This is a genomic window from Allorhizobium sp. NPDC080224 (genome assembly GCF_050281005.1).
Classification (GTDB): domain Bacteria; phylum Pseudomonadota; class Alphaproteobacteria; order Rhizobiales; family Rhizobiaceae; genus Allorhizobium.
Genome location: NZ_JBNNWJ010000001.1, coordinates 3,545,657 through 3,572,315 on the forward strand (window position 1 = coordinate 3,545,657; position 26,659 = coordinate 3,572,315).

The window sequence follows — 26,659 nt, forward strand, 5'->3', positions numbered from 1 at the left end:
ATCCCCCAATAGGCCGGAACCGGATGACGATACGCCCATGACCAATCTGGGCATTGCCGGCCATTTGACACGCGCTTTCATCAAGTCGCCGCTCACACCGCTCTTCCTGATTGCCGCCTTCGCATTCGGTCTTGTGGCCCTGCTCTCGCTCCCGCGTGAGGAAGAGCCACAGATCTCCGTGCCCATGGTCGATATCATCGTCCAGGCCCCGGGCCTGCGCGCCGACGATGCGCAGAAGCTGATCACCGAGCCGCTCGAGACCATCGTCAAGAGCATCAACGACGTCGAGCACATCTACTCCCAGTCCATGGACAACATGGTCATGGTCACCGCCCGCTTCCTGGTCGGCACCTCCGCGGATGCCGCGGTGCTGCGCGTCCACGACAAGGTGCGCGCCAACATCGACCGCATCCCCGTCGGCATCGCCGAGCCCAAGGTGGTCGGCCGTGGCATCGATGACGTTGCGATCGTCACCCTCACTTTCTCCCCGACGAAAGACGCGAGCGGCCATGTGGGCGCAAACGACCTGACCCGCATCGTCCGCGAAGTCCGCAACGAGATCGCCAAGGTCGAAAATGTTGGCCTCACCTATGTCGTCGGCGAAACCAACGAGATCATCCGCATCTCTCCACAGCCGGAAAGGCTCGCCCTTTACGGCATTACCCTGCAACAGCTTGCCGGCAAGGTCGGCGGCGCAAATACCGCCATGCCGGCCTCTCAGGTCCGCGAAAACGGCCTCCAGATCGACGTAATCGCAGGCGAGACCCTGTCCACACCGGCCGAGATCGACAACCTGTTGCTGACAGCTCGCGATGGCCGCCCCGTCTACGTCCGCGATGTCGCGACCATCGACTTTGCCACCGACACCAGCGAAGCCCTCGTTTCCACCCTGCGCAAGGACGGCGACACAGTCGAACGCGTGCCCTCTGTCACGCTTGCCATCGCCAAGCGCGCCGGCTCCAACGCGGTCGTGGTCGCCGAAGCGATCCTCGCGCGCGTCGAAGCCCTGGAAGGCAAGCTGATCCCTGAGGACATCCGTGTCGAGATCACCCGCGACTACGGCGAAACCGCGAATGAAAAGGCGAACGAACTCCTCTACCACTTGGGCCTCGCGACCGTTTCGATCATCGCGCTGGTCTGGCTGGCGATCGGCAGGCGCGAAGCGCTGGTCGTGGCGATCGTCATTCCCGTGACGATCCTGCTCACCCTCTTCGCTTCCTGGCTGATGGGCTACACGCTAAATCGGGTGTCGCTCTTCGCGCTCATCTTCTCGATCGGCATTCTCGTCGACGACGCCATCGTCGTCATCGAGAATATCGCCCGCCACTGGGGCATGGGCGACAAGCGCTCGCGCCGTCGCAGCGCCATCGAGGCGGTAGCCGAGGTCGGCAATCCGACGATCGTCGCGACACTGACCGTCGTCGCCGCCCTCCTGCCGATGCTCTTCGTCTCCGGCATGATGGGCCCATACATGAGCCCGATCCCGGCCAATGCCTCGGCCGCGATGATCTTCTCCTTCTTCGTCGCCGTCATGGTCACCCCCTGGCTGATGCTGAAGATTGCCGGCAACGCACCCGTGCACACCCATGCCGATCACGAGACCGGCGGCATACTGGGCCGGATGTACGCGGCGACTGCCCGCCCCATCCTTGCAACAAAGACCCGCAGCTGGGTCTTCCTGATCCTCGTCGGCGTACTGACGCTCGGATCGCTGAGCCTCTTCTACACCAAGCATGTCACGGTGAAGCTGCTGCCCTTCGACAACAAGTCGGAGCTGCAGGTCACCATTGATCTGCCGGAAGGCTCCTCCGTCGAGGCGACCGACGCCGTGGCCCAGGCCGTGGGGCGCACCGTGCTCGACATGCCGGAAGTGGTCTCCGTCCAGACGCATGCTGGAACAGCGGCACCCTTCAACTTCAACGGTCTTGTCCGTCACGCCTATATGCGCGCCGCTTCCTATCAGGGAGACGTCGCGATCAACCTGACGCCCAAGGCCGATCGCGATCGCACGAGCCACGATATTGCCCTCGATATCCGCCAGAAGATTGCAGGCATCGCCATGCCCGAGGGCACCAGCCTTAAGGTCGTCGAGCCACCGCCGGGACCGCCGGTCATGGCAACCCTGCTCGCCGAGATCTATGGCCCAACGCCTGAGATCCGCCGCGCCGTGGCCGAAAAGGTCGAGGCAGCCTTCCGCTCGGTGCCCTTCATCGTCGACGTCGACAACTCCTATGGCGTGGAAGCACCGCGCAAGCGGCTGGTCATCTCGACCGACGACGCGGAATTCTACCGTGTCGAGGAAGGCGACGTCTTCGACACCATCGCGATCCTCGCGAACGGCAAGACCATCGGCTACTCGCATCGCGGCGAAGGCCGTCCGCCAATCCCGATCCGGCTGGAACGCGCAAAGAGTGAGAAGGTGATCGACGAGCGTTTCCTCTCGACGCCGATGCCGGCCAATGTCCTGCCCGGCGACAAGGGTGTCGTCGAACTCGGCGACGTCGTGCGCGTCATCGACGAAATGACCACGCTGCCGATCTTCCGCCACAACGGCATCAATGCAGAAATGGTGACGGCCGAACTCGCCGGCGACTTCGAAGCGCCCCTTTACGGCATGCTCGCCGTGCAGGAAGCGATCGACGCGCAGGATTGGACGGGACTTCCCAAACCGGCGATTTCCCTCAACGGCCAGCCGACCAACGAGGATCAGGCAACGCTTCTCTGGGATGGCGAATGGGAAGTCACCTGGGTGACCTTCCGCGACATGGGGGCAGCCTTCATGATTGCGCTCCTCGGCATCTACATCCTCGTCGTCGCCCAGTTCGGTTCGTTCAAGGTTCCGCTGGTGATCCTCACACCCGTGCCATTGACCTTCATCGGCATTCTCGGCGGCCACTGGCTCTTCGGCGCGCCCTTCTCTGCCACCTCGATGATCGGCTTCATCGCCCTTGCAGGCATCATCGTCCGCAACTCGATCCTGCTGGTGGATTTCATCCGCCACGCCGATCACACCGGGAAAACGCTAACCGATGTTCTGATCGAAGCCGGGTCGATCCGTTTCAAGCCGATCCTCCTGACCGCGCTTGCCGCGATCATCGGTGCGGCCGTTATCCTGACCGACCCGATCTTCCAGGGGCTGGCGATCTCGCTGCTCTTCGGCCTTATCTCGTCGACCCTGCTGACGGTCCTGGTGATCCCCGCCATCTACAGGGTGCTACGCACCTGAAAGTAGGTGAGCTGAGCACATATGGCCGCGCCGCAAGCGCGGCCATTTTTATTTGGACAGAAGATTCTCAGCACACCCCCTTCAAAGCGACATTAAAAAGTGTAAATTAAATTTTACACTCAAGCTGAGGCGGGACCCATGGCCCAACCATTCCCATTCGCCGCCATCGTCGCCCAAGAGGACATGAAGAAGGCCCTCCTGATGGCGGCCGTCGAGCCTCTGCTCGGCGGCGTGCTGATCTTCGGCGATCGCGGCACGGGAAAATCCACGGCAGTCCGCGCCCTGACGGAGCTACTGCCACCGATCGAAACGCGCGACGGTTGCCGTTACAACTGCCTTCCGGCAGAGCCGCAATCCGCCTGCACCGTCTGCAATGCCTCAAGCGGACTTAAGCCACCTGCTATCGTCAAGCATCGCGCACCGATGATCGATCTGCCACTAGGCGCGACCGAAGATCGTGTCTGCGGCTCGCTCGACATCGAAAAGGCCCTGGTCGCCGGGGAGAAGCACTTCGAGCCCGGGCTCCTGGCCGCCGCCAATCGCGGCTTCCTCTACATTGATGAGATCAATCTGCTGGAAGATCACCTTGTTGATCTGCTGCTCGACGCAGCAGCCTCCGGCGTCAATGTCGTCGAGCGCGAGGGCCTGAGCATCCGCCACGCTGCCCGTTTTGTCCTCGTTGGCAGCGGCAATCCGGAAGAAGGCGATCTCAGACCGCAATTGCTCGATCGCTTCGGTCTTTCCGTCGACGTGCGCACCATCGACGATCTCGACCAGCGCATCGAGGTGATCCGTCGCCGCGATACCTACGAGACAGACCCGCGCGGTTTCATCAAGCTCTGGGCCAAGCGAGACGCAGCCGTCGGTCGCCGGGTGATCGCCGCGCGAAAAATTCTCCGTCAGGTGGAGATCCCCGACCATGTGGTGAGGCGCATGTCGCAGCTCTGTTTGCGTCTCGGGATCGACGGCATGCGCGGCGAGCTGACCCTGATGCGCGCCAGTCGAGCTGCCGCAGCGCTCTCCGCGCGTCTGCAGGTCACCTGGGATGATGTCGCCGACATCGCGCCCATGGTGCTTTGTCATCGCCTGCGCCGCGACCCGCTTGACGATGCCGGTTCTGCACCACGCATCGAGCGCGCCCTGGCGTCGATCAACGACACAGGCAAAGACCGTCACGCCCATGGCTGAACTTGGCCCCCACGACGCCTATGAGAAGGCCCTTGACGACAGGGGGGCCGAACTGTGGGCGGATGCGCGGCTGGCGATCGAGCTACTTGGCCTGGGAGGCGCGAGCCTCGGCGGCGTCTGGCTGAAGGGCCGATCGGGCGGTGTGCGCGATTTTTTCATGTCACGACTCCAGGAACGCCTCGGGATCGGCTTTGTCCGCCTGCCACCCGGCACATCTGCGGCCAATCTCTCAGGCGGCGTGGATCTCGCGGCAACCGCTGCGACAGGAAGCCTCGTCCGACAACAGGGTCTTCTGACCAGGGCCGAAGGTGGCGGACTGATGGTTCCCATGGCAGAACGCCTCGACCCGTCGCTCGCCGCCATGGTCGCCCGCGCGATGGATCAACCTGCAGAGAGCAGCTTTCTGTTGGTCGCCCTCGACGAATCCCTTGATGATGAAGCCCCGCTTTCCACAGGAATTGCCGATCGCCTTGCGCTGCGCATCGATCTCGACGGCATCGGCTGGCATCATGTGAACGGCACGGAGACAGAACCAGCACGATTGCAGGCCCCGGCCACCAACTGGCAGGATGTGACGATCAATGATCGGCTGCTGAAGGGCCTCTCCACGATCTCGGCAATATCAGGCCATGGCTCGACCCGCATATTGGCCCATCTCGCACGCACGGCACGACTTCTGGCGTGTCGCGAGGACCGTACGGCAGTTGAGGAGCGCGACGCCCTGACGGCCCTTCGCCTTTGCCTTGGTCTGCGACTGACGCCTCAGGCTGAAGCGCCGGCCGAGCAGCCGGACGATCCATCGACAGATGTTCCTCCCCGCCAGGACGAAGAACCGGTTAATCCTTCGGCTTCGACGGACCCGGCCGATCAGGATCAAGACAACAATGCCGATAAGCCAACACAGCTCGACGCGCTGAAGGAAATGCTGGCGGCCATCAAGGCAGGTGCGCTCTCGGCAGATCCTTGGCTCACTATCGCCCAGCGCCCCAGCCGCAACGGGGGCGGGGCGGGTAAATCGGGTGACCTGCATAAGAACACCCGGCGGGGACGGCCTTTCGGCATCGGGCTCGCGCCGCCCCATGCGGAGGCTAGGCCCGACATCATCGCGACCCTGCGCGCAGCAGCGCCCTTTCAGCGCATCCGGGCCGCCCAGCGGCAGGCTCTGGGTGTGGCGAACCCTCGTCCATCGTCCGGAGCCACGGCGCCGCGCGCCTATGTCAGCCGCGATGACTTCCGGTATCTGCGTCTGCGCCATGCAGCCCCGTCCACGGCAATCTTTGTCGTCGACGCCTCGGGTTCCACCGCGCTGGAACGCCTCGGCGAAACCAAGGGCGCGATTGAACAACTCCTGACGCGCTGTTACGTCCGCCGCGACGAAGTAGCCTTGATCGCCTTCAGGGGCACAAGCGCTGAGCTGCTTCTGCCACCGACCCGCTCGCTCACCGCCGCGAAGCGCCAACTTGCCGCCCTTCCAGGCGGTGGACCGACACCGCTTGCTGCGGGGCTGAAAGCCGGCCTTGAGCTGGCGCTCTCTGTCGAGCGACGCGGCAGCAGCCCTGTGCTGGTCCTGCTGACCGATGGCAGCGGCAACATCGCCCTCGATGGCACCCCTGATCGGGCCTTGGCCGCCGAAGAACTCTCGCGTCTTGCCCGAAACTGCAAATCCAGGGACTTGAAGACGATCTGCATCGACATTGCACGCCGCCCCCGCGAAAGCGTGACCACTCTTGCGAACATGCTCGACGCCGACTTGCACATCTTGCGAAAAGCCGATGCCGGTCATGTCTCACAACTCGTGGACCGCTCGATGCAGGAGGCGCGCGCATGACACTCGGGCGCGATCGACTGAACTGGGAAACGGACGGCCGCAACTGGCCGAACCGCAGCGCAAGCCAGTTCGTGAAGACCAATGCCTGTGACTGGCATGTTCAGATCGCGGGGCCTGACACTGCACCGATGATCCTCTTACTGCACGGCACAGGCGCGTCCTCCCATTCCTGGCGCCATCTCGTGCCGCTGCTTAGCACGCGCTTCCGCGTCGTGGCGCCCGACCTTCCCGGCCACGGCTTCACCCGTCCGCGCGGAACAACAGACCTCTCGCTCTCCGGCATGGTGCGGGCATTGACGGAATTGCTCTCGGAGCTGGATCGCTGCCCCGCTGTCATCATCGGACATTCGGCCGGTGCTGCCATCGCCGTCACGCTGGCGGCCAGCAAGGCCGCTGCCGTGCCGCGCCATGTCATCGGTATCAACGGCGCCTACCTGCCGATCCGTGGCAACGCACTGTTTTCGCCGTTGGCCAAGGCGCTCTTCGCCAACCCATTTTCCGCTTCGATGTTTTCCCTGATGTCACGGGTGACCCCGCTAGGCGGCAATCTGCTGACCGCCACCGGCTCACCGATCGATGAGGAAGGGCGCGCGATCTACCGCGTGCTGCTTGCCTCCCCCGCCCATGTTCGCGGCGCGCTCGGCATGATGGCCGCCTGGGACCTGTCCCGTTTCGACGCCACCTTGCAGCGCCTGCCCTTCCCCATGACGCTGATCGCCGCCAAGGACGACCCCATGCTACCGATCGAAAACTCTCAACACGCAGCGCGACAGGCTCCAGGGAGCCGGCTCGTGCTGACCGACACGGGCGGACACCTTTTACATGAATGCCGGCCCGCCGACATCGTGCGGTGGCTGGACGAGGCCATCGGAAACGAAAGACCAAACGGAGCGGACGCAGCATGAATGTCGCCAGCCGTTTTCCCAGACACAGACCCAAACCCGTCGATACCCGGCCGCATGCCGTCGTGATCGGCGCGGGTGTCGGAGGCCTCGCGACCGGTGCCCTGCTCGGCGCCAAAGGCTATCGCGTCACGATCATAGATCCGCTGGACGAACCCGGTGGACGGGCCTATGCCCATCGCCAGGACGGTTTCACCTTCGACGCCGGCCCGACCATCATCACCGCCCCCTGGCTTTTCGAAAAGCTCTGGCATGACTGCGGCGGCCGCCTGAGCGACGATGTCGAACTGCGGCCCAACACGCCCTTCTACCGTGTGCGCTTCGACGACGGTACGGTCTTCGACTATTCCGGCGACCGCGCGGCGATGGAAACGCAGATCGCGGGGATCGAGCCCAGGGATGTCGCGGGCTATCGCAGCTTTCTCGACGAGAGCCGGCGGATCTATGAAGTCGCCTTCGAGCAACTGGCGCACAAACCCTTCCATAGCCTGCTGTTCACGGCCAAGACGCTTGCCGGTCTGGTGCGCCTGGGCGGCTATCGCTCCGTCTATTCGGTCGTCTCGAAGCATTTCAAGAGCGACAAGCTGCGCACCCTCTTCTCCTTTCATCCGCTGCTGATCGGCGGCAATCCCTTCTCGGCCACCTCTTTTTACTGCCTGATCGCCCATCTCGAGGGCAAATACGGCGTACATCACGCCATCGGCGGCACGAACGCGCTGGTGCGCGGCATCGCATCGCTCGTCACCCGCAACGGCGGACAGATACGGCTGAATGAAACCGTGACCGAAATCGAGACGGACGGGCGTCGGGCAAAGGCCGTGCGCCTGGCATCCGGCGAGCGGATCGCTGCCGACATTGTCATCTCGAGTGCGGATCCTGCCACCACCTATGGCAAGCTCCTGAAGCACCACCCCCGGAAACGCTGGACCGATGCCAAGCTTAAACGTGGCGACTATTCGATGAGCCTCTTCGTCTGGTACTTCGGCACGAACCGTCGCTATGACGACGTCCTGCATCATACGATGCTCTTCGGCCCGCGCTATCGAGGACTTCTCGACGACATCTTCCGCAACCACCGCCTCGCAGACGATTTCAGCCTCTACCTGCATCGGCCGACGGCCAGCGATCCCTCGCTGGCTCCGCCCGGCGGCGATGCCTTCTACGTCTTGAGCCCGGTGCCGAACCTTCAAAGCGGCACCGACTGGAACGAGGCAGCAGAAATCTACCGCCGCAAGATCGAAAAACGGCTTGAGGAAACCATGCTGCCCGGTCTTTCAAAGAGCATCGTATCCTCGCGAATTGCGACACCGCTCGACTTCCGCGACAGGCTTCTCTCCTGGCAGGGGGCCGCCTTCGCGCTTGAACCCAAGCTCTTTCAGAGCGCCTGGTTCCGACCGCATAACAGAAGCGAGGAACTCGACAATCTCTTCCTCTGCGGTGCTGGCACACATCCCGGTGCAGGCCTCCCGGGCGTCGTGTCGTCGGCGCGCATCGTTGCCGATCTCGTACCGGATCCAGCCAGCATCTTGGCCGAAACCTGGCATCGCCAGACACGGGAGAAGCGCCCATGACCCCTCCCGACAGCGCCGCCCTGGACAGTTTGCTCGCCCGTCCGCTCGCCCGTCGCCCCATCCTCTTGAATTATGGTTTCTCGGGCGACTTCGAGGATCAAAGGGCCTGTTCGGCGGCCATCCGTCGTGGCTCGAAATCCTTTCACCTCGCCTCTCTGCTTCTGCCTGGACCGACCCGCGAGGCCGCCCGCGCGCTTTATGCCTTCTGCCGGCATTCCGATGACCTGATCGATGATCCACGCAGCGGCATGCCAGCCCTTCAGCGCCTCCGCGTGCGGCTGGATCTGATCTATGCCGGCGACCCGGCACCCTTTGCCTGCGACCGCGCCTTCGCACGGGTGGTGCATGACCATGCCATCGCCAAGCCGGTCGTCGAAGCCCTGCTCGATGGCTTCGCCATGGATCTCGATGGCCGGCGCCACGCGACCATCGACGACGTGAAGGCCTATGCGACCTGCGTCGCAGCAAGCGTCGGGCTGATGATGGCATCGGTGATGGGCGTCAGCGACAGGGCAGCACTTGCCCGTGCAGCCGACCTCGGGATCGCTATGCAACTGACCAACATCGCCCGCGATGTCGGAGAAGACGCGCGAAACGGAAGACTCTATCTGCCGCTCGACTGGCTGGAAGAACAGGGTGTCGACGTCGCAACCTTCCTCGAGACTCCGCATTTTACCCCCGCGCTCGGTCTGGTGGTAAGGCGGCTGCTCGACGAGGCTGCCCGCCACTACCGGCTCGGCCATGCCGGCATTCGCAGCCTGCCGAAACCCTGTCGTCATGCGATCCGCACGGCCGCCCTGGTCTATGAGGCGATCGGCCAGGGCATCGCAGCCAATGGCTATGACAGCGTCAACCATCGTGCGACGACGGGGCTCAGCACCAAGCTTCGCCTCCTGATCAAGGCACGCTCCGACGATCGCCGCTGGACGGCGACGGCCGTGCGCGATCTCCATGCCGGAACAGAACCTGTCGCGCGATCGCTGGTGACACTAAGTGGACTCTTACGCGAGAGTGCACCAATGCAACGTGCTGATAAGCCTACCTCCGATGCGGAAACGGCCGTCGGACGGGTCACCGACATCCTGCTCAGGCTGCATACCGACGCTCGACTTGAGACGCTGAGACGCCGAGAGGCGGCGCGAGAAAAGGCGGCGAGCCTTGCTTGAGCATTATTTCGGCATCATTGAAGCCATCTTCGTCTTCAGTCTGGCGATCGCCTTCTATGTCTGGCAGATGCGCGATCTGAAAAAAGCGAAGCGCGAGGCGGAAGCCCGCGAGCGGCAGGCGAGCCAGCCTCTTACAGACGAGCCGAAAACCGACTAGGCGCGCCGCGGCATACGAAACGGAAGCATCATCCTGACAACAGGATTTGCCAGTCGGCGACAATCGAGCGTCTCGTGCATCATTTCGACCGGATCCCCGGCAATCACCGTTTCGACCAGCGAGCGCCTATAGAACGGCGTATCTTCCAGAGCGTTCTTCAAGACGGGACTTGCGCCGCCGTCGCAGGCGATCCCGCCGCCGACGCCCCAGAACCCGCGCTTCAGCGGTTTCCTCGACGGAGGATCGAACTCCGCCACCGCACCGTCACGCCCACATACGAGCCCGAAACGGCTGTTTGTCCCGTCGGCCAGCACGGAATCGTAAAGGATCACCGTACGGCCATCATCCGTAGTGCCCCTCGCCCAATCCCAGCCGGAAAAATCCGTCTCGAGCGGCCGGGCGCCATGGTTCATGTCGTGATAGCCTGTCCCTATCCATCCACCATCGGCCAGCGCCTCGCAGGCGACGGTGACCCGCCCATTGGGAGCGACCGGCTGCCAGATGTGAAACCCGGCGCGATCGAGACCATAGGCCCGCGCACCGAGAAAATCCGGGGCAAGACGGATGTCGCCCCGCATGCGTTTTGGCAGCAAGCGTTGTCCGGGCCAGGGCAGGAAGATCTCGTCGAAGCTGATCACGAAACCTGAACCATCGTAGCGGAACGAACTTTTGCCGATCGCCAGGGAATGCCGGTCGCGACTGAGCCGGGCCTTGCCACGCTCGGTCATCGCCCAGGCGTGTCCCTGCGGCCCGTAGAGCGCGACATTGAAGGCGATATGGTCTTCCGGATCATGCCGGCCGGACCAGTGATAGTAGGGCGAAAACACGGAGCCGATAAAGGCGATCACGGTGAAGGCGAAGCGCCCGCAGTCGCTTGTTCCGTCGGCATACCACCAGTGATACCCGCCGGGCGCGACCGCCTGGTCAAAGGCCGGTCCGCCATCAACCGTTCGGCCGCGAGCTTGCCGGAGAGCGCCGCCATCGGCAGGCCCGGGCCCGGATGTACGCTGCCCCCCGCCAGATAGAGCCCCGGCACCGGCCCCTCCGATCCCGGCCGAGCGAAGGATGCCATCCACCCGTGCGAGGCCATCCCGTAAAGGGCTCCTCCCGTTCCCGGATAGAGGCTCGCAAAGCGATCCGGCGTGGTGATACTCGCCGAGCCCTGCTGGTTCGAGAGCGTCAGGCCGTTCAGCTCCAGTCGCCGTTCCATGCTCTTGAGACATGCATTGACCTCGCTTTCATCGAACCGGTGCCGATCGCCATCCGCCGGAAGGTTCATCAGGGCGTAGATGCGTTCGGGCCCGACAGAGCCGGCCTGAAGGCAACCGGTCGCATCGCGGTCCTGAGCACAGAGATAGACGGTCGGGTCGGAAGGTGCTTCACGCCGCCTGAAGACCGCCTCGAACTCGCGCTCATAGTCGTCGGAAAAGAACACCGTATGATGGGCAATCTCGACACCTTTGGGCTCGGCGACGCTGCAGGACACCAGGGCCGACAGAGACCGTTGTGCCCTGCTGCGAGCTGGGTCCGGAAGCGGGGCGCCGATCAGCCGGGGCAGCGCGGCGACATCGCCGTTGTAGACGATCTGCCGGGCCTCGACTTTTCGGCCGCTGCGGGTGACGACCCCGGACACGGCCCGTCGCGAGGGATCGATGAGGATCTCGCTGACAGCATCGCCATAACGGAACTCGACACCGAGATCGGCGGCAAGCGCTTCGAGACGAATGGCAAGCGCCCTGATCCCGCCCTCGACGGTCCATACACCCTCCTGCTCGACATGCGCGACCAGCATCAGCGTTGCCGGAGACAGAAAGGGCGAAGAGCCGCAATAGGTAGCGTAACGGCCGAAAAGCTGGCGCAGGCGCACATCGGAAAAATAGCCGCCAAGCGCGGACCAGAGCGTCGAGAACGGCTTGATCGCGAGCAGATCAGCCGGCCGACCGAGCCCGATGCGGCGGGACAGGGAAACCGGATTGGGTCTGGAGGCGTCGATGAAGCTGTCTTTCAACACCTCGAACGTGCGCCGGCTGTCGGCAGCAAAGCGTCGATATCCCTCGGCCTCCCGCCGTCCGGCAAAGTCTCCGATTGCCCTGATCGTTTCGTTCTGGTCGGCATGGAGATCGAGACAGGCACCACTCCGCCAGTAATGGCGCGTGATCACGGTCGATGGGACCAGCTTGAGGTCATCGTCCATCCTGCGCCCTGCAGCGGCAAAAAGCGCCTCGAAGACCCATTTCATCGTCAGCACCGTCGGGCCCGCATCGAAGCCTCTGCCTGCCACCTCGACACGACGCATCTTACCGCCGGCCTTGGCCTGCGCCTCGCAGACGACGACGCGATAGCCGGCCGCAGCCAATTGAATGGCAGCCGAGAGCCCCGCCATGCCGGCACCGATTACCAGGACGGTATCGTCTGTCGAAACAGGCACCTTGAACTCCTGTGGCTAGTTGACTTACGGACTCAATGTGTCAATCTTGATTTACACATTATTGAGTTGCGCAGATTTTACAACTGCGCATTCTTCGGAGGCAGGCCTTATGGATTTCCCCGAGCGCATCGAAACCGGCATGCAGCGCGCATTGCGTTACGCGACCGCCAACGGATGTCCGCCCATCCTGGCGAAAGCCCTGCGGCATGCGGTGTTTCCCGGTGGTGCGCGCATAAGGCCCCGCCTCTGCCTCGCGGTCGCTGCAGCCTGCGGCGACCGCGAACCTCTTGCCGCCGACTGCGCCGCCGTGGCCATCGAGCTTCTGCATTGCGCCTCGCTCGTGCATGACGACATGCCATGTTTCGATAACGCGATGACCCGCCGCGGAGCACCGAGCGTGCATGCCCAGTTCGGCGAGGAAATCGCCCTTCTCGTTGGCGACGGCCTGATCATCGCCGCTTTTGAGACGGTAGCGAGAGAGACGCAACAGACGCCACTGCTGACGGCGCCAATGATCGCCACCATCGCCAATGCCGTGGGCAGCCCCTATGGCCTCGTGGCCGGCCAGGCCTGGGAAAGCGAACCCGAGATCAACATCGCCGCCTATCACCGGGCCAAGACCGCCTCCCTATTCAGCGGCGCGGTCTCGACGGGCGCCATCGCCTCCGGCGGCAATCCACGCGAATGGCTGGTGCTCGCCGATGCACTCGGCGCCGCCTATCAGGTGGCGGACGACCTCTATGATGCCGTGGGGCAGTCCGATGCCGGCAAGCCGGCAGGACAGGACAGCCGCAACGGCAAGCCCAACATCGTCGCCAGCATCGGCCTCGAAGCCGCGTTGGTCCGCCTCAAGCGCCTCGTCGCTGAGGCTGTCGACAGCGTCCCCGACTGCCCCGGTGCGGATGCTTTCCGCGCAATGATCCGCAACGAAGCGACGCGGCTGATGCCGAAAACGCTCGCCACCAGCGCCGCGTAGTGCGATGGATACCGGCAGCCGACACAGCCTGCCAGCCAAACTCGGTTTGACCGGCACCGGTGACCGACCGGGGCGCGAGCCCGGACTGTTGCAGTCCCTGACGATCCGCATGCGGCTCTGGCGAAACCGCCAGATCGCCTCACCCCGTTTCCGCTCGCTGGTCGCGCGTCTGCCGCTGTTGCGGCGGATCTCCAATCGCAAGGCGAACCATCTTTTCCGCCTGACGTCCGGCTTCGTGCACACCCAGATCCTCTCGGCCTGCGTCAGCCTTGGTCTTTTCGAAGCCCTGAACGGCAAGGCGCTGCCGAGTTCCGCCCTTTCAACGCGCTGCGGCGTACCGCTAGAGCCCATGCGCCGCCTGCTGGAGCAGGCAAGACGCCTTGATCTCGTCGTCAGCCCCGCCCCGGATCTGTGGATGCTCACCGATGCGGGCACCGTGCTGGCCACCGATCGCGGGCTGCGCGAGATGATCCGCCATCATGACATGCTCTATCGTGACCTCGCCGATGCCGAAACCTTCTGGCGCGGCGATGGCGGCGAAACGGAGCTGCGCCGTTATTGGGCCTATGTTCGGGGCAATGATCCCGCCGCGCTGCAAAATGACGACGCGGCCCCCTATTCGGCGCTGATGCGCGAAAGTCAGGCCATGTTGGCCGACTGTATCCTTGCCTCCTTCGATTTCGGTCGGTTCACGTCCGTGCTGGATGTCGGAGGCGGCGAAGGTGCGTTCCTTGCCGCGCTTGGCACACACCATACCGCTCTTGACCTCGCCCTCTTTGATCTGCCCGTGGTCTCCCAACTGGCGCGCAGACATCTCAACGAGAGAGGCGTTCTGCACAGGACACAGATCCGCGGCGGAGATTTTGCCAGAGACGCCATTCCGGCGGACAGCGACTGCGTGACCCTGATCCGCATTCTCTGCGACCACGATGATGACCGCGTGCTTCTGATTCTGGCAAACCTTCAGCGATCGCTGAAGCCGGGCACGCGCCTGGTGGTCGCGGAGGCCATGGCCGGGGAGAGCCAAGGCGCCAATCTCGCGGCCCTGTATTTCACCAGTTATTTCGCCGCCATGGGCTCAGGCCGTTGCCGTTCGTCTCATGAAATCATCGACCTGCTGACGCGCTCAGGCTTTCGCAATGCCCGCGCCCTCACCACCACCAATCCGCTTCTGGCGACGCTGGTGACCGCAGAACGGTGAATGAAACCCGTTCTGGACACCTTCATGTGTAAATTTAGATTGACACTTTGTTGCGTAATCTTAAGATGACATTGGGAGCAGAAAGCATCCCGTGTCCGGGGAGGGCACGACAATGCGCAGTTCAGCCATCGTCTTTGAAAAACCGGGAACACTCGCCGTCAGGCGATTGGCGCTCCGCGCGCCTGAGGCGTCGGACGTGGTTGTCGAATCCTGCTTCAGCGGTGTCTCGAGTGGCACCGAGAAGATGCTCTACGAGGGCACCATGCCCGCCTTTCCGGGCATGCGTTATCCCCTGGTCCCAGGCTATGAGACGGTTGGCACGGTAGTCGAGGCGGGCCCAGACTCGGGCCGCTCTGTCGGTGATCAGGTCTTTGTCCCGGGCGCCAATTGTTATGAAGATGCTGCCGGACTGTTCGGTGCCAGTGCCGCAAGGCTCGTGGTTCCCGGTGCCCGCACCGTCAAGACCCATTTCCAGCATGCGGAAGAGGCAGCGCTGCTCGCGCTGGCAGCAACCGCATACCATGCAGTCTGTCGATCGGCCCATGCGGCCACACTTGTCATCGGCCATGGCGTCCTCGGCCGCCTGATTGCCCGGATTGTCATCGCAACCGGGCATCCGGCCCCGACAGTCTGGGAGACACGTCTGGCCCGCCGTGACGGAGCGACCGGCTATGTCGTCGAGACACCGGAGGCCGCCGGCGACGAGCGTCACGCCACCGTCATCGATGCAAGCGGCGATTCCGGCGTGATCGACAAGGCCGTCGCGCGCCTCAACCGGCGCGGAGAAGTCGTGCTCGCCGGCTTCTATGGCGAACGGCTCGACTTTGCCTTCCCGGCGGCCTTCATGAAGGAAGCCTCGATCGCCATCTCCGCAGAATTTACGCCTGACGACGTCCAGGCGGTGCTCGCACTTGTCGAAGCCGGACGCCTCTCCCTGGGCGGCCTGATTACCCACCATTCAGCCCCATCGGATGCGGCCTCCGCTTATCGGATCGCATTCAACGACCCCGACTGCCTGAAAATGATCATCGACTGGAGGAATGCCGCATGAGCCTCGACCTCGCACAGGACGGCCTGGAGCGCCTGCAGGAAAATCTTCGCGAAGAAGCCGGCATCGAACCCGATGCGCCGGCCACAGGCAAGGTCACCAAGGAAACTCAGATCATCGCGATCTACGGCAAGGGCGGCATCGGCAAGAGCTTCACGCTCGCCAACCTCTCCTACATGCTGGCCCAGCTCGGTAAAAAGGTCCTGCTGATCGGCTGCGATCCGAAGAGCGACACGACCTCGCTGCTTTTCGGTGGCCGTGCCTGCCCGACCATCATCCAGACAGCCTCGCGCCGCAAGGAAGCAGGTCAGGAAGTCTCGATCTCCGACGTCTGCTTCAAGCGCGACGGCGTCTTTGCCATGGAACTCGGCGGACCGGAAGTGGGCCGCGGCTGTGGTGGCCGCGGCATCATTCACGGCTTCGAGACGCTGGAAAAGCTCGGCTTCCATGAATGGGACTTCGACTTCATCTTGCTCGACTTCCTCGGCGACGTGGTTTGCGGTGGTTTCGGTCTGCCGATCGCCCGCGACATGTGCCAGAAGGTTGTGGTGGTCGGCTCGAACGATCTGCAATCGCTCTATGTCGCCAACAATGTCTGCTCTGCGGTGAAATACTTCCGCAATCTCGGCGGCAATGTCGGAGTGGCCGGCCTCGTCATCAACAAGGACGACGGCACAGGCGAGGCCCAGGCCTTTGCCGAAGCGGTCGGCATTCCGGTGCTCGCCTCGATCCCGCAGGACGACGACATCCGCCGCAAGAGCGCCAATTACCAGATCATCGGCACGCATGAGAGCCATTGGGGACCGCTCTTCGAAGCGCTGTCCATCAATCTTGCCGAAGCTCCCCCGGTCCTCCCCCGACCGCTCGACCAGGACGGCCTGCTCGGCCTCTTCGACGCGAGCGAAACAGGTGCCGATTACAAACTCCAGCCAGCCCTGCCGGAAGACATGTGCGCCACCGGCGCACTGAAACGGCCGTCGCTGGAAGTCGTCTACGACAACGTGTGAGATCGGGTGACAACCATGGATGACCTGCGCAAGGAATTCGAGCTGGACGATGCCAGCGGGACTGCTCCCGTCGGCAACGATGCCGCCGTCCTTGGCGACGCGGCGGTCGCGGACATAAACGGCATCGGCTGCCATGGCGGCGTCGAGCTCTCCAAGGCTGCGGCCCGCGCCGCCGGCCAGGGCGAATTGATGGACCGCTTCGAGGCGGACTATCCCAAGGGCCCACATGACCAGCCGCAATCCATGTGCCCCGCCTTCGGCTCGTTGCGCGTCGGACTTCGCATGCGCCGCGTCGGCACGATCCTCTCAGGGTCTGCCTGCTGCGTCTACGGCCTGACCTTCACCTCGCATTTCTATGGCGCCAAGCGCTCGGTTGGCTACGTGCCCTTCTCCTCCGAAACGCTGGTCACCGGCAAGCTCTACGAGGACATCGTCGAGGCCGTGCATCAGATGGCAGACCCGGAGAAATTCGATGCCGTCGTGGTCACCAACCTCTGTGTCCCCACCGCCTCGGGCGTGCCGCTCAAGATGTTGCCGCGCGAGATCGATGGCGTGCGCATCGTTGGCATCGACGTCCCCGGCTTTGGTGTCCCGACCCATGCAGAAGCCAAGGATGTGCTCTCGGGCGCCATGCTCGCCTATGCTCGCCAGGAAATTGGCGAAGGCCCGGTGCAGCGCCCGCGTGGCGGTTTGAAGGACCGGCCGACAGTCACCCTGCTCGGCGAAATGTTCCCGGTCGATCCGGTTGTGATCGGCGGCATGCTGGAGCCCATGGGGCTTGCAGCCGGCCCGACGGTCCCCGTCCGCGAATGGCGTGAACTCTATTCCGCCCTCGACTGCGCTGCGGTCGCGGCGATCCATCCGTTTTACACGGCAAGTATCCGCGAATTTCAGGCAGCCGGTCGTCCGATCATCGGCTCGGCCCCGGTGGGTGTCGACGGAACGGATGCTTGGTTGAAAGCTATTGGTGATAGCTGCGGCGTGGCTGAAGCCAAGACCAACATCAGCCGCAACGCCATGCGCGGCGCAATCAAGGCGGCACTCGCCGAAAACAGGATCAACGGCCGCATCACGCTCTCGGGCTATGAGGGCTCCGAACTCCTCGTTGCCCGCCTGCTGGTCGAACTCGGCGCTGACCTGCGCTATGTCGGCACGGCCTGTCCGAAGACGCCTTATAACAGCGAGGACGCCGAGTGGCTGGCGGCCCACGGCGTCGAACTCCGTTTCCGCGCCTCGCTGGAGCAGGACCTCGCCGCCTTCCAAGAATTCAAGCCGGACCTCGCCATCGGCACGACCCCCGTCGTTCAGAAAGCCAAGGAGAGCGCCACCCCTGCCCTCTACTTCACCAACCTGATCTCCGCCCGTCCCCTGATGGGCCCTGCCGGTGTCGCCTCGCTGCCAGCGGTTATCAATGCCGCGATCGGCAACAAGGACCGCTTCCTCGCCATGAACGCCTTCTTCGAGGGCGTCGGCTCGGGCGACAGCGCCGGCATCTGGGAAGGCGTGCCCGAAGACCGCAGCGCCTATCGCAAGAAGTTCGCCGCCAAGGTCAAGCAGTCCCGCAACGCCGTCGACAATGGGGAGAGCGTCGGATGCTGATCCTCGACCACGACAGAGCCGGCGGATACTGGGGCAGCGTCTATGCCTTCACCGCGATCAAGGGCCTCCAGGTCATCATCGACGGCCCCGTGGGCTGCGAAAACCTGCCGGTCACTTCGGTGCTCCACTACACGGACGCCCTGCCGCCGCACGAATTGCCGATCGTAGTCTCCGGTCTGTCGGAAGACGAACTCGGCCAGCACGGCACGGAAGGCGCGATGAAGCGGGCGCGGCTCGCTCTCGATCCGGACCTGCCCGCCGTCGTCGTCACCGGCTCGATCGCCGAAATGATCGGTGGTGGCGTGACGCCTGAAGGATCCAACATCGTCCGCTTTCTGCCGCGCACGATCGACGAAGACCAGTGGCAGAGCGCCGACCGCGCCTTGAAATGGCTCTGGACCGAATTCGGCCCGAAGGGCGGCAAGGTGCCGGCTCCGCGCCGACGCCCGGAAGGCGCCAAGCCCCGCGTCAACATCATCGGCCCGATCTACGGCACCTATAACATGCCCTCAGACCTCGCCGAGATCCGCCGCCTCGTCGAGGGGCTAGGCGCCGAGATCAACATGGTCTTCCCCTTGGGCAGCCATCTTGAAGACGTGCGCAAGCTCGCCGATGCCGATGCCAATATCTGCCTGTACCGCGAGTTCGGCCGTCTGCTCTGCGAAACACTCGACCGCCCCTATCTGCAGGCACCGATCGGCATCCATTCGACGACGGCCTTCCTGCGTGAACTCGGCGACATGCTCGGGCTCGACCCTGAACCTTTTATCCTGAAGGAAAAGCACACGACGCTGAAACCGCTCTGGGATCTCTGGCGCTCCGTCACCCAGGACTTCTTTGCAACTGCAAGCTTCGCGATCGTCGCCAACGAGACCTATGTGCGCGGCATTCGCAACTTCCTCGAAGAAGAAATGGGCCTGCCCTGCAACTTCGCGATCCCGCGCAAGGCCGGCTCGAAAACCGACAACATCGAGGTCGCGGAGCTGACCGCAAAGAAACCACCGATGATCATGTTCGGCTCGTTCAACGAGCACATGTACATGGCCGAGCGCGGTGCGCGCGGCAAGTTCGTGCAGCTGTCCTATCCCGGCGCCATCGTCCGCCGCCATCCCGGCACGCCGGTCATGGGCTATTCAGGTGCGGCCTGGCTGATCCAGGAAGTCTGCAACGCCCTCTTCGACATGCTGTTCGACATCCTGCCGCGCGCCGGAGAACTCGACGCGATCGAGGCGACGACGGCACGCCCGCGCACGGAGATGGCCTGGCAATCGGATGCTCAGGCATCGCTGGAAAAACTCATCGGCAACGAGCCGGTCCTCGTCCGCATCTCGGCCGCCAAGCGGCTGCGGGAAGCAGCGGAACGCGAGGCTCGCCGTGCCGAAGACCACGAAGTTACCCGGGATCATGTCGAAACGGCCGCCCGACTTGAGGGAGCCTACGCATGAATATCGGAACGACACCCATCAACGGGACAACTGGAGGCAAAGCCATGATCACTGCAACCCGATCCGATCAGGACCTGCGTCGACATCGCGACCGCCAGTCCGAGCGCCAGAACATGCGGCGCCTCTACCTGCTCCTCTATCCGCTCTGCCTGTTCGCGGCCGTCGCGTCGCGCATGACCGGCCATGCGGAAGAGGCCGCCGAGCGGCCCGCTCAATCGATCTTCGCCGAGGCTCGCTGCTCGGCCTATGCAGCTGCCGGTTACGCCTTCCACGCGTAACCCGATCCCTTTGCCGGTGTTCTCGACACCGGCAGAAACCCGGCAGGTCTTTTCAAAGACCTCCCGAAACCCCGCCGCGGGGGCGCCGCGGTGTTCGAGACTAGGAGGTGAATTTGATGGCTGAAACATCAAATGTTTCACTTTCGGGTCTGACCGAAAGCGAAGCGCGCGAGGTCCATGGATTCTTCATCCAAGGCTTCATGATATTCACGGCGATTGCCATCGTCGCGCATATCTTGGTCTGGATGTGGCGTCCCTGGATCCCGGGTCCGGAAGGTTACAGCTCTCTCGAGGGCATTAACCAGACGGCTCTCACGCTTCTGCCGATGTTGACCTGAGGAGGACGCGATATGTGGAGAGTCTGGCTTATGTTCGACCCGCGCAAGGCGCTGGTTGCACTGTCTGTATTCCTGTTCACGCTTGCGATCCTGATCCACTTCATCCTGCTGAGCACGGAACGCTTCAACTGGCTGGAGGGCAGGCCCCTCACAACCAGTTCGATCGAGCATTCGATCTCTGAAGGTGTGGATCTCCGGCTCATTGGCTGAAGAACCAAGACGGCAGCGGGCGGCACTTCGGTCTCGCCCGCCGCCAAACGGCATGACCCGACAACGCCGCCTGGCTGATCACCTCTGGAGGAAACGAACATGGCGCTGCTGAGTTTTGAACGCAAATATCGCGTACGAGGCGGGACGCTGCTCGGAGGCGATCTCTTCGATTTCTGGGTGGGACCCTTCTATGTAGGGTTCTTCGGCGTCACCACGGCATTCTTCGCGATCCTCGGGACGGCACTCCTGATCTATGGCGCAGCCATCGGTCCGACCTGGAACATCTGGCGGATCTCGATCGCGCCACCCGACCTGTCCTACGGTCTGGCGCTGGCGCCACTGAAGGAAGGCGGCCTCTGGCAGATCGTGACCGTCTGCGCGCTCGGCGCCTTCATATCCTGGGCGCTTCGTGAAGTGGAGATCTGCCGCAAGCTCGGCATGGGCTACCACGTACCCTTTGCCTTCTCCGTCGCGATCTTCGCCTATGCGACGCTCGTCGTTTTCCGTCCGTTGCTGCTCGGCGCTTGGGGGCATGGCTTTCCCTACGGCATCTTCAGCCATCTCGACTGGGTTTCGAACGTCGGCTACCAATATCTGCATTTCCATTACAATCCGGCGCATATGATCGCGGTGACCTTCTTCTTCACCACGACGCTGGCTCTTTCTCTGCACGGTGGCCTCATTCTGTCAGCCGCCAATCCAGGTGCATCGAACACCGAGGCCGGCAAGCAGGCGGAAGTGAAGACACCCGAATACGAAGACACCTTCTTCCGCGACATCATCGGCTACTCGATCGGCACGCTCGGCATCCACCGCCTCGGCCTGATCCTGGCGCTGAACGCGGGCTTCTGGAGCGCCGTCTGCATCGTCATCAGCGGACCGTTCTGGAACCAGGGCTGGCCGCAATGGTGGAACTGGTGGCTGACGCTGCCGATCTGGAACTGAGGGGGACCGGACCATGTTCTTAGCGCAGTATCAAAATATCATCACGCCGATCCAGGTCAGCGGTCCAGCGGAAGAGGGCATGCCCCTTCCCGCAGGCGACAGCCCGCGCACCGGCAAACCTATCTTCGTCCGTCTGTTCGGCATCATCGGCAACGCCCAGATCGGACCGATCTACCTCGGCTGGCTCGGCACACTGTCGCTGGTCTTCGGCTTCATCGCCTTCGAGATCATCGGCCTCAACATGCTGGCCTCGGTCGGCTGGGATCCGATCCAGTTCGTACGCCAGCTATTCTGGCTGGGGCTGGAGCCGCCAGCTGCCGAATACGGCCTGAAAGTCCTGCCGCCGCTCGCGGAAGGTGGCTGGTGGCTGATCGCAGGCTTCTTCCTCACCATCTCGGTCCTGTTGTGGTGGGTGCGCGTCTATCGCCGCGCACGTCAGCTGGAAATGGGCACGCATGTCGCCTGGGCTTTCGCCGCCGCGATCTGGCTCTTCCTGGTGCTCGGTTTCATTCGTCCACTGTTGATGGGCAATTTCTCGGAAGCCGTGCCCTTCGGCATCTTCCCGCATCTCGACTGGACGGCGGCTTTTTCGATCCGCTACGGCAACCTCTACTACAATCCCTTCCACTGCCTCTCGATCGTCTTCCTCTATGGCTCGGTCCTGCTCTTTGCGATGCATGGTGCAACGATCCTGGCCGTTGGCAAATACGGCGGTGAACGCGAGCTGGAACAGATCACCGATCGCGGCACCGCTTCCGAACGCGCAGCCCTCTTCTGGAGATGGACCATGGGCTTCAACGCCACCATGGAATCCGTCCACCGCTGGGCCTGGTGGTTCGCGATCCTCACCCCCATCACCGGTGGCATCGGCATCCTGCTCACGGGCACCGTCGTCGAGAACTGGTACCTCTGGGGCATCAATCACGGGATCGTCTCCCCGCTGCCGGGCTATCCCGGTGTCGTCGACCCGGCGCTTTAAGGAGAAGGACGATGAAACTCTGGATTCCCTTCGCTATCTCCGCCGGTTCCCTGCTGACGATCGCGAGCTTCGTCGGCGCCGGCTGGGATGCTCCACCCGTCGAGAGCGAACAGATCGGCTTTCGCGGTACCGGCATGTATGTCCACCGGGATGTCGAAAATCAGGAAGCATTGAAGCTGGCAAACGTCGTGCCGCCCGCCCCGTGGGAGGCGGACCCTTCGGGCGACCGGGCCGGCGACATCTATGAAAACGTCCAGGTACTGGGCGATCTGTCGGACGATCAGTTCAATCAGTTCATGGCCTCGATCACCGAATGGATCGCCCCGGAAGCTGGCTGCAACTACTGCCACAATCCGGAAAACCTCGCCTCCGACGAGGTCTACCAGAAGGTGGTCTCCCGCCGCATGATCCAGATGACCCAGGCGATCAATGTCGACTGGCAGAGCCATGTCGGTCAGGTTGGCGCCACCTGCTACACCTGTCACCGCGGACAGGCGATCCCCGCCAACTACTGGTACGAGGATCTCGAACCGAAGCCGGCCGGCGGCATGACACAGAACCGCGCGGGACAGAATGTCGTCGCAATGTTCGCCGGCAATTCCTCGCTGCCGCAGAATGTCCTCAAGGATTACCTCCTCGATGCAAAGCAGATCCGCGTGCATTCCACCACGGCTCTGCCGACAAGCGCCAATCTGGCTGGCACCAAGGAAACCGAAGCCACGTGGTCTCTGATGATGCACATGTCGGAATCGCTCGGCGTGAACTGCACCACCTGCCACAACTCCAGAGCCTTCAACGCCTGGGATGAAAGCCCGCCGCAGCGCGTCACCGCCTGGCACGGCATCCGCATGGTCAGGGACATCAACGCGAACTACATGGTCGGCCTGACGCCGGTCTTCCCGGACACCCGCAAGGGACCGGAAGGCGATGTCTTCAAGGTCGGCTGCGGCACCTGCCATGCCGGTGTTCAGAAGCCGCTCTACGGTGTCTCGATGCTGCAGGATTATGCCGACTCGCTGACGAGGAAGGGACCGACGGAAGTTCCAGACTTTGCGAGCTACCAGCCCGGCACGACCCAGAGATTGGCACCTGCAGGCGACACCACGACGCCCCCGGCCGCCCCTGCGGACGTTACCCCCCCTGCTGATCCGGTCGAAGCCACACCTCCGGCAGACCCCGCCGCCGTCACGCCACCGGCTGACCCGGCGACACCCTCTACACCCGAGGCGACCTCACCACCTGCGGCGACCCCGCCCGCAACGCCCTAAGAAGGCGGACCACAATGAAAAGGGGAGCTCTCGAGCTCCCCTTCTTTTTGTCCTTGATCGTATTACTGAATGCCGTGGCCAGGCTCCGAGCTTCAATGAAGTTGGGCGGATTATACCCGCATATAGGCGCGCACGACGGCACCGATCGCGGCTGGATCATGATGGGGAGAGACAGGCCAGAGGGTCAGGCCGCTTCGGCGAAACTCAAGCCCGGAAAGCGCTGAAGATAGATGCGGAACCAGGGCGTGAAATCCTGCGGGCGCTCACGCACCTCCCGCATCAGTTCACGAGGGCCAATCCAGCGGGTTTCTTCGACCTCGCCTTCCACAGGCGCGATCTCAAGTGTCCGGCTGTCGACTTGGGCGCTGAACAGCGTCACGCGCTCGTGCTCCCTCAGCCCCTGACCGACATCGGCGGCATATTCGACTGTCTGATGACGGGTGAGCGGGACAGTGAAGCCGAGCTCTTCGGAGAGGCGGCGCTCGGCGCAGTCCTCGATCCTTTCCTCCCAATGCGGATGGGTGCAGCAGGTATTCGCCCAGAGTCCAGCGCAGTGATACTTCGTCGAGGCACGTTTCTGGATGAGCAACAGGTCACCGTCGAAGACGAAGACGGACACGGCCAGATGCAGCTGGCCATCGAGATGCGCCTGCATCTTTTCGATCGGATAAAGCGATCCGTCGCCGGCAATTGCCGGAATGTAAATGCTGTCCGTCATCCTGTCCGGCTCCAAACTCCTGGCTGCGCCGTGCCGATACGGCTTTTGTAAGCCTCAGGCAACCGCCCTGGCCAATGCACATTTCGACCAAAGCGAACAGAGCGCTTCGGCGAGGTGCTCGATATCCGCGTCTGTATGAAGCGGCGTTGGCGTGATCCGCAGTCTTTCCTTGCCAACGGCGACTGTCGGATAGTTGATCGGCTGGACATAGATGCCGAAGTCATCGAGCAACACGTCCGAGATCCATTTGCACTTGGCCGCATTGCCGACCATGACCGGCACGATATGGCTTGGGTTATGCATATGCGGGATCCCCCGCACGTCGAGCGCCCGCCTGACCTTCGCAACCGTCGCCTGGTGCATATGGCGCTCGAAGGGGCTTTCTTTCAGATGGCGGATCGACGCAGTCGCGCCGGCCGCAAGCGCCGGGGGGATCGCGGTGGTGAAGATGAAGCCTGATGCGAATGAGCGAACGAAGTCAACCAGAACGGCCGGACCGGTGATATAGCCGCCCATGACGCCGAAAGCCTTGCCGAGCGTCCCCTCAATGACCGTCAACCGGTCCATGAGACCTTCGCGCTCAGCCACGCCACCGCCGCGCGGCCCGTACATGCCGACGGCATGCACCTCATCAAGATAGGTCAGGGCGCCGAACTGGTCGGCGACATCGCAGATCTCCTTGATCGGCGAGATGTCGCCATCCATCGAATAGACGCTTTCGAAGGCGACGAGCTTCGGCGCTGCCGGATCATCCGCCGCCATCAGCTCACGCAGATGCTTGTAATCATTGTGACGGAACTGTCGCTTGATGCAGCGCGAATGCCGGATACCTTCGATCATCGAGGCGTGATTGAGCGAGTCCGAATAGCAGATGATGCCGGGGATCTTTGCGAGCAGCGTGCCGAGCGCTGCCCAATTCGAGACATAGCCCGACGTGAAGATCAACGCGCCTTCCTTGCCGTGCAGGTCGGCGAGTTCGTGCTCCAGCAAGACATGATAGTGGTTGGTGCCTGAAATGTTGCGTGTACCGCCGGCACCGGCGCCGCACTTGCGCACGACCTCGATCATCCGTTCGGTCACGAGCGGGTTCTGGCCCATGCCGAGATAATCGTTGGAGCACCAGACGGTGACATCGCGGGCCGTCCCGTCAGCATGATGAAACGCGGCTTTCGGAAAGGCCGAGCAGTGACGCTCCAGATCCGCGAAAACGCGGTAATTGCCGGCGGTATGCAGGCCGGCGAGCGCCTCTTCCATGTGCTGGAAAACAGTCATCAGTCTTTCCTCTTCCCGATCGTGTCGTGTCCGATTGTTGTCCAGGCGGTGTGTGGCCCGGACACCGGCCCACCCTCCTTGAGTGCGGAAACGCCGTCCGCCACCGGGCGAATGGCAAGATTGCCCCGATCCTGACGCGCCATCGCCCAGCGCCAGAGCGCTGTGTCCGAGACGGGAAGGACGAGAACCAGATGCTCGATGATGGCAAGCGCCATGAAAGTCGCGAGCAGCGTATGGCCAACGACCGAATGCGCCTGCGTCGCGCGGTTGGCACCGACGACGAGGACGGCGAAGATGCCAGCCGCGAGGGCCAGGAAGATCGGAAACAGCGGCGTCATCCGATCGGTCTTGAAATAACTTTTGAGGTGACGGATGCCCTTCGGCATCAACTCGCTGATCGCATGCGGCGCGCCAAGGAAAATTACCAGCTTGGCGGAGATCCGCATGCCCCAGAGGAGCCCGAACGCGGCAAGCCCGAAGAGGTTGGCCGATCCCTCGAGCGCTAACCACAGAGCAATCGCGGTCACCAGGATGGCGATCTCGTGATCGCTGACCGCCTCCCAGGCCGCGCGGAAGCGGGAAAAGCCTGTCAGTCCGGGCGGGCATTCACCGGTCCGTCTACCTGTCAGTATCCCTGTCAGGAAGGCCGCTTCATGCCAAGCCCAGACGAGCAGCGCGCCGAAGAAGCCGAGATAGGAACCGAGCACCGTTGGTTCCCCTGCGCCCCAGAGCATGAGGGCGAAGCCGAAGGCGCCGACAACGGTCATCAGCGCCATGAGGACGAAGCTCCTCGCCCGTGGCCCGTCGGATCGATTGACCATGGCGAGCACCAGCCCGGTCGAAAGCCACCATACCGAGATGGCGACCAGAACGACAACGATCGGGTGCGTGATCGTCATGGCAATTTCC

The 26,659-nt window shown here is 63.1% G+C and carries 24 protein-coding genes; 19 read left to right on the forward strand and 5 right to left on the reverse strand.

All coding sequences use genetic code 11. The features are described 5' to 3' along the window. The first annotated feature begins 37 nt into the window (after positions 1-37). From ACQKP1_RS17465 to ACQKP1_RS17495, 7 genes are all read left to right on the forward strand, one after another. Positions 38-3,226, forward strand: coding sequence for an efflux RND transporter permease subunit (locus tag ACQKP1_RS17465; protein ID WP_427276225.1), 3,189 nt, complete (start codon positions 38-40; stop codon positions 3,224-3,226). Positions 3,227-3,364: 138 nt separating this feature from the next. After that, positions 3,365-4,414: a magnesium chelatase ATPase subunit I gene (gene bchI, locus ACQKP1_RS17470; protein WP_427276226.1), complete on the forward strand. Its 1,050-nt coding sequence runs from the start codon at positions 3,365-3,367 to the stop codon at positions 4,412-4,414. After that, positions 4,407-6,242, forward strand: a complete 1,836-nt coding sequence (locus ACQKP1_RS17475) for a VWA domain-containing protein (RefSeq protein ID WP_427276227.1) — start codon at positions 4,407-4,409, stop codon at positions 6,240-6,242. Before bchI ends, ACQKP1_RS17475 begins: the two co-directional genes overlap by 8 nt. Next, complete coding sequence (bchO, locus tag ACQKP1_RS17480) at positions 6,239-7,147, forward strand: alpha/beta fold hydrolase BchO (RefSeq protein WP_427276228.1); 909 nt, start codon at positions 6,239-6,241, stop codon at positions 7,145-7,147. Before ACQKP1_RS17475 ends, bchO begins: the two co-directional genes overlap by 4 nt. Then, positions 7,144-8,715 carry a phytoene desaturase gene (locus tag ACQKP1_RS17485; protein ID WP_427276229.1) on the forward strand — a complete coding sequence of 524 codons (1,572 nt, stop codon included), beginning with the start codon at positions 7,144-7,146 and terminating at the stop codon, positions 8,713-8,715. The genes bchO and ACQKP1_RS17485 overlap by 4 nt, the downstream gene beginning before the upstream one ends. Then, positions 8,712-9,881, forward strand: coding sequence for a phytoene/squalene synthase family protein (locus ACQKP1_RS17490; RefSeq protein ID WP_427276230.1), 1,170 nt, complete (start codon positions 8,712-8,714; stop codon positions 9,879-9,881). The genes ACQKP1_RS17485 and ACQKP1_RS17490 overlap by 4 nt, the downstream gene beginning before the upstream one ends. Next, on the forward strand, positions 9,874-10,038 hold the full coding sequence (locus tag ACQKP1_RS17495) for a hypothetical protein (RefSeq protein ID WP_153762894.1): 165 nt from the start codon (positions 9,874-9,876) through the stop codon (positions 10,036-10,038). The genes ACQKP1_RS17490 and ACQKP1_RS17495 overlap by 8 nt, the downstream gene beginning before the upstream one ends. On the opposite strand, the gene ACQKP1_RS17500 is transcribed toward ACQKP1_RS17495, so the two are convergent. After that, entirely contained in the window at positions 10,035-10,886 is an 852-nt protein-coding gene (locus tag ACQKP1_RS17500) for a carotenoid 1,2-hydratase (RefSeq protein WP_203017926.1), read from the reverse strand. The two genes, ACQKP1_RS17495 and ACQKP1_RS17500, sit on opposite strands and share 4 nt — an antisense overlap. Beyond that, positions 10,883-12,466: a 1-hydroxycarotenoid 3,4-desaturase CrtD gene (gene crtD, locus ACQKP1_RS17505; RefSeq protein WP_427276231.1), complete on the reverse strand. Its 1,584-nt coding sequence runs from the start codon at positions 12,464-12,466 to the stop codon at positions 10,883-10,885. The genes ACQKP1_RS17500 and crtD overlap by 4 nt, the downstream gene beginning before the upstream one ends. Positions 12,467-12,575: 109 nt before the next feature. Between crtD and ACQKP1_RS17510 the strand changes: the two genes are divergently transcribed. From ACQKP1_RS17510 to pufC, 12 genes are all read left to right on the forward strand, one after another. Next, entirely contained in the window at positions 12,576-13,442 is an 867-nt protein-coding gene (locus ACQKP1_RS17510) for a polyprenyl synthetase family protein (RefSeq protein WP_427276232.1), read from the forward strand. Between the two features lie 4 nt (positions 13,443-13,446). Beyond that, entirely contained in the window at positions 13,447-14,643 is a 1,197-nt protein-coding gene (locus tag ACQKP1_RS17515) for a methyltransferase (RefSeq protein ID WP_427276233.1), read from the forward strand. A 112-nt stretch (positions 14,644-14,755) separates the two neighbouring features. Further along, a complete protein-coding gene (gene bchC, locus ACQKP1_RS17520; RefSeq protein WP_427276234.1) occupies positions 14,756-15,694 on the forward strand; it encodes a chlorophyll synthesis pathway protein BchC in 939 nt (312 codons plus the stop codon). Further along, positions 15,691-16,698 (forward strand): chlorophyllide a reductase iron protein subunit X, encoded by a 1,008-nt coding sequence (locus tag ACQKP1_RS17525; protein ID WP_427276235.1) that lies wholly within the window; start codon positions 15,691-15,693, stop codon positions 16,696-16,698. The genes bchC and ACQKP1_RS17525 overlap by 4 nt, the downstream gene beginning before the upstream one ends. A gap of 15 nt (positions 16,699-16,713) precedes the next feature. Next, complete coding sequence (gene bchY / locus ACQKP1_RS17530) at positions 16,714-18,297, forward strand: chlorophyllide a reductase subunit Y (RefSeq protein WP_427276236.1); 1,584 nt, start codon at positions 16,714-16,716, stop codon at positions 18,295-18,297. After that, complete coding sequence (gene bchZ / locus ACQKP1_RS17535; protein WP_427276237.1) at positions 18,291-19,742, forward strand: chlorophyllide a reductase subunit Z; 1,452 nt, start codon at positions 18,291-18,293, stop codon at positions 19,740-19,742. Before bchY ends, bchZ begins: the two co-directional genes overlap by 7 nt. A 44-nt stretch (positions 19,743-19,786) precedes the next feature. Continuing rightward, the gene (locus ACQKP1_RS17540) at positions 19,787-20,020 is read left to right on the forward strand and encodes a hypothetical protein (RefSeq protein ID WP_203017937.1); all 234 of its coding nucleotides are present in this window, start codon (positions 19,787-19,789) and stop codon (positions 20,018-20,020) included. 116 nt (positions 20,021-20,136) lie between these two features. After that, positions 20,137-20,358 carry a light-harvesting antenna LH1, beta subunit gene (gene pufB, locus ACQKP1_RS17545; RefSeq protein ID WP_006724822.1) on the forward strand — a complete coding sequence of 74 codons (222 nt, stop codon included), beginning with the start codon at positions 20,137-20,139 and terminating at the stop codon, positions 20,356-20,358. 12 nt (positions 20,359-20,370) lie between these two features. Continuing rightward, the gene (gene pufA, locus ACQKP1_RS17550) at positions 20,371-20,568 is read left to right on the forward strand and encodes a light-harvesting antenna LH1, alpha subunit (protein ID WP_006724823.1); all 198 of its coding nucleotides are present in this window, start codon (positions 20,371-20,373) and stop codon (positions 20,566-20,568) included. Between the two features lie 99 nt (positions 20,569-20,667). Continuing rightward, positions 20,668-21,513, forward strand: coding sequence for a photosynthetic reaction center subunit L (pufL, locus tag ACQKP1_RS17555; RefSeq protein ID WP_203017938.1), 846 nt, complete (start codon positions 20,668-20,670; stop codon positions 21,511-21,513). 79 nt (positions 21,514-21,592) lie between these two features. Next, positions 21,593-22,492 (forward strand): photosynthetic reaction center subunit M, encoded by a 900-nt coding sequence (gene pufM / locus ACQKP1_RS17560; RefSeq protein WP_427276238.1) that lies wholly within the window; start codon positions 21,593-21,595, stop codon positions 22,490-22,492. 11 nt (positions 22,493-22,503) lie between these two features. Next, on the forward strand, positions 22,504-23,760 hold the full coding sequence (pufC, locus tag ACQKP1_RS17565) for a photosynthetic reaction center cytochrome PufC (RefSeq protein WP_203017941.1): 1,257 nt from the start codon (positions 22,504-22,506) through the stop codon (positions 23,758-23,760). A gap of 184 nt (positions 23,761-23,944) precedes the next feature. Here the strand turns inward: pufC and ACQKP1_RS17570 are convergent, their stop codons facing one another. Genes ACQKP1_RS17570 through puhE form a run of 3 tightly spaced genes read right to left on the reverse strand, consistent with a single transcriptional unit; the run spans position 23,945 to position 26,649 of the window. Next, positions 23,945-24,478, reverse strand: a complete 534-nt coding sequence (locus ACQKP1_RS17570) for an isopentenyl-diphosphate Delta-isomerase (RefSeq protein ID WP_203017943.1) — start codon at positions 24,476-24,478, stop codon at positions 23,945-23,947. A gap of 54 nt (positions 24,479-24,532) precedes the next feature. Beyond that, entirely contained in the window at positions 24,533-25,750 is a 1,218-nt protein-coding gene (hemA, locus tag ACQKP1_RS17575) for a 5-aminolevulinate synthase (RefSeq protein ID WP_203017945.1), read from the reverse strand. Continuing rightward, complete coding sequence (puhE, locus tag ACQKP1_RS17580) at positions 25,750-26,649, reverse strand: putative photosynthetic complex assembly protein PuhE (protein WP_427276239.1); 900 nt, start codon at positions 26,647-26,649, stop codon at positions 25,750-25,752. The genes hemA and puhE overlap by 1 nt, the downstream gene beginning before the upstream one ends. Between the last annotated feature and the right edge of the window lie 10 nt (positions 26,650-26,659).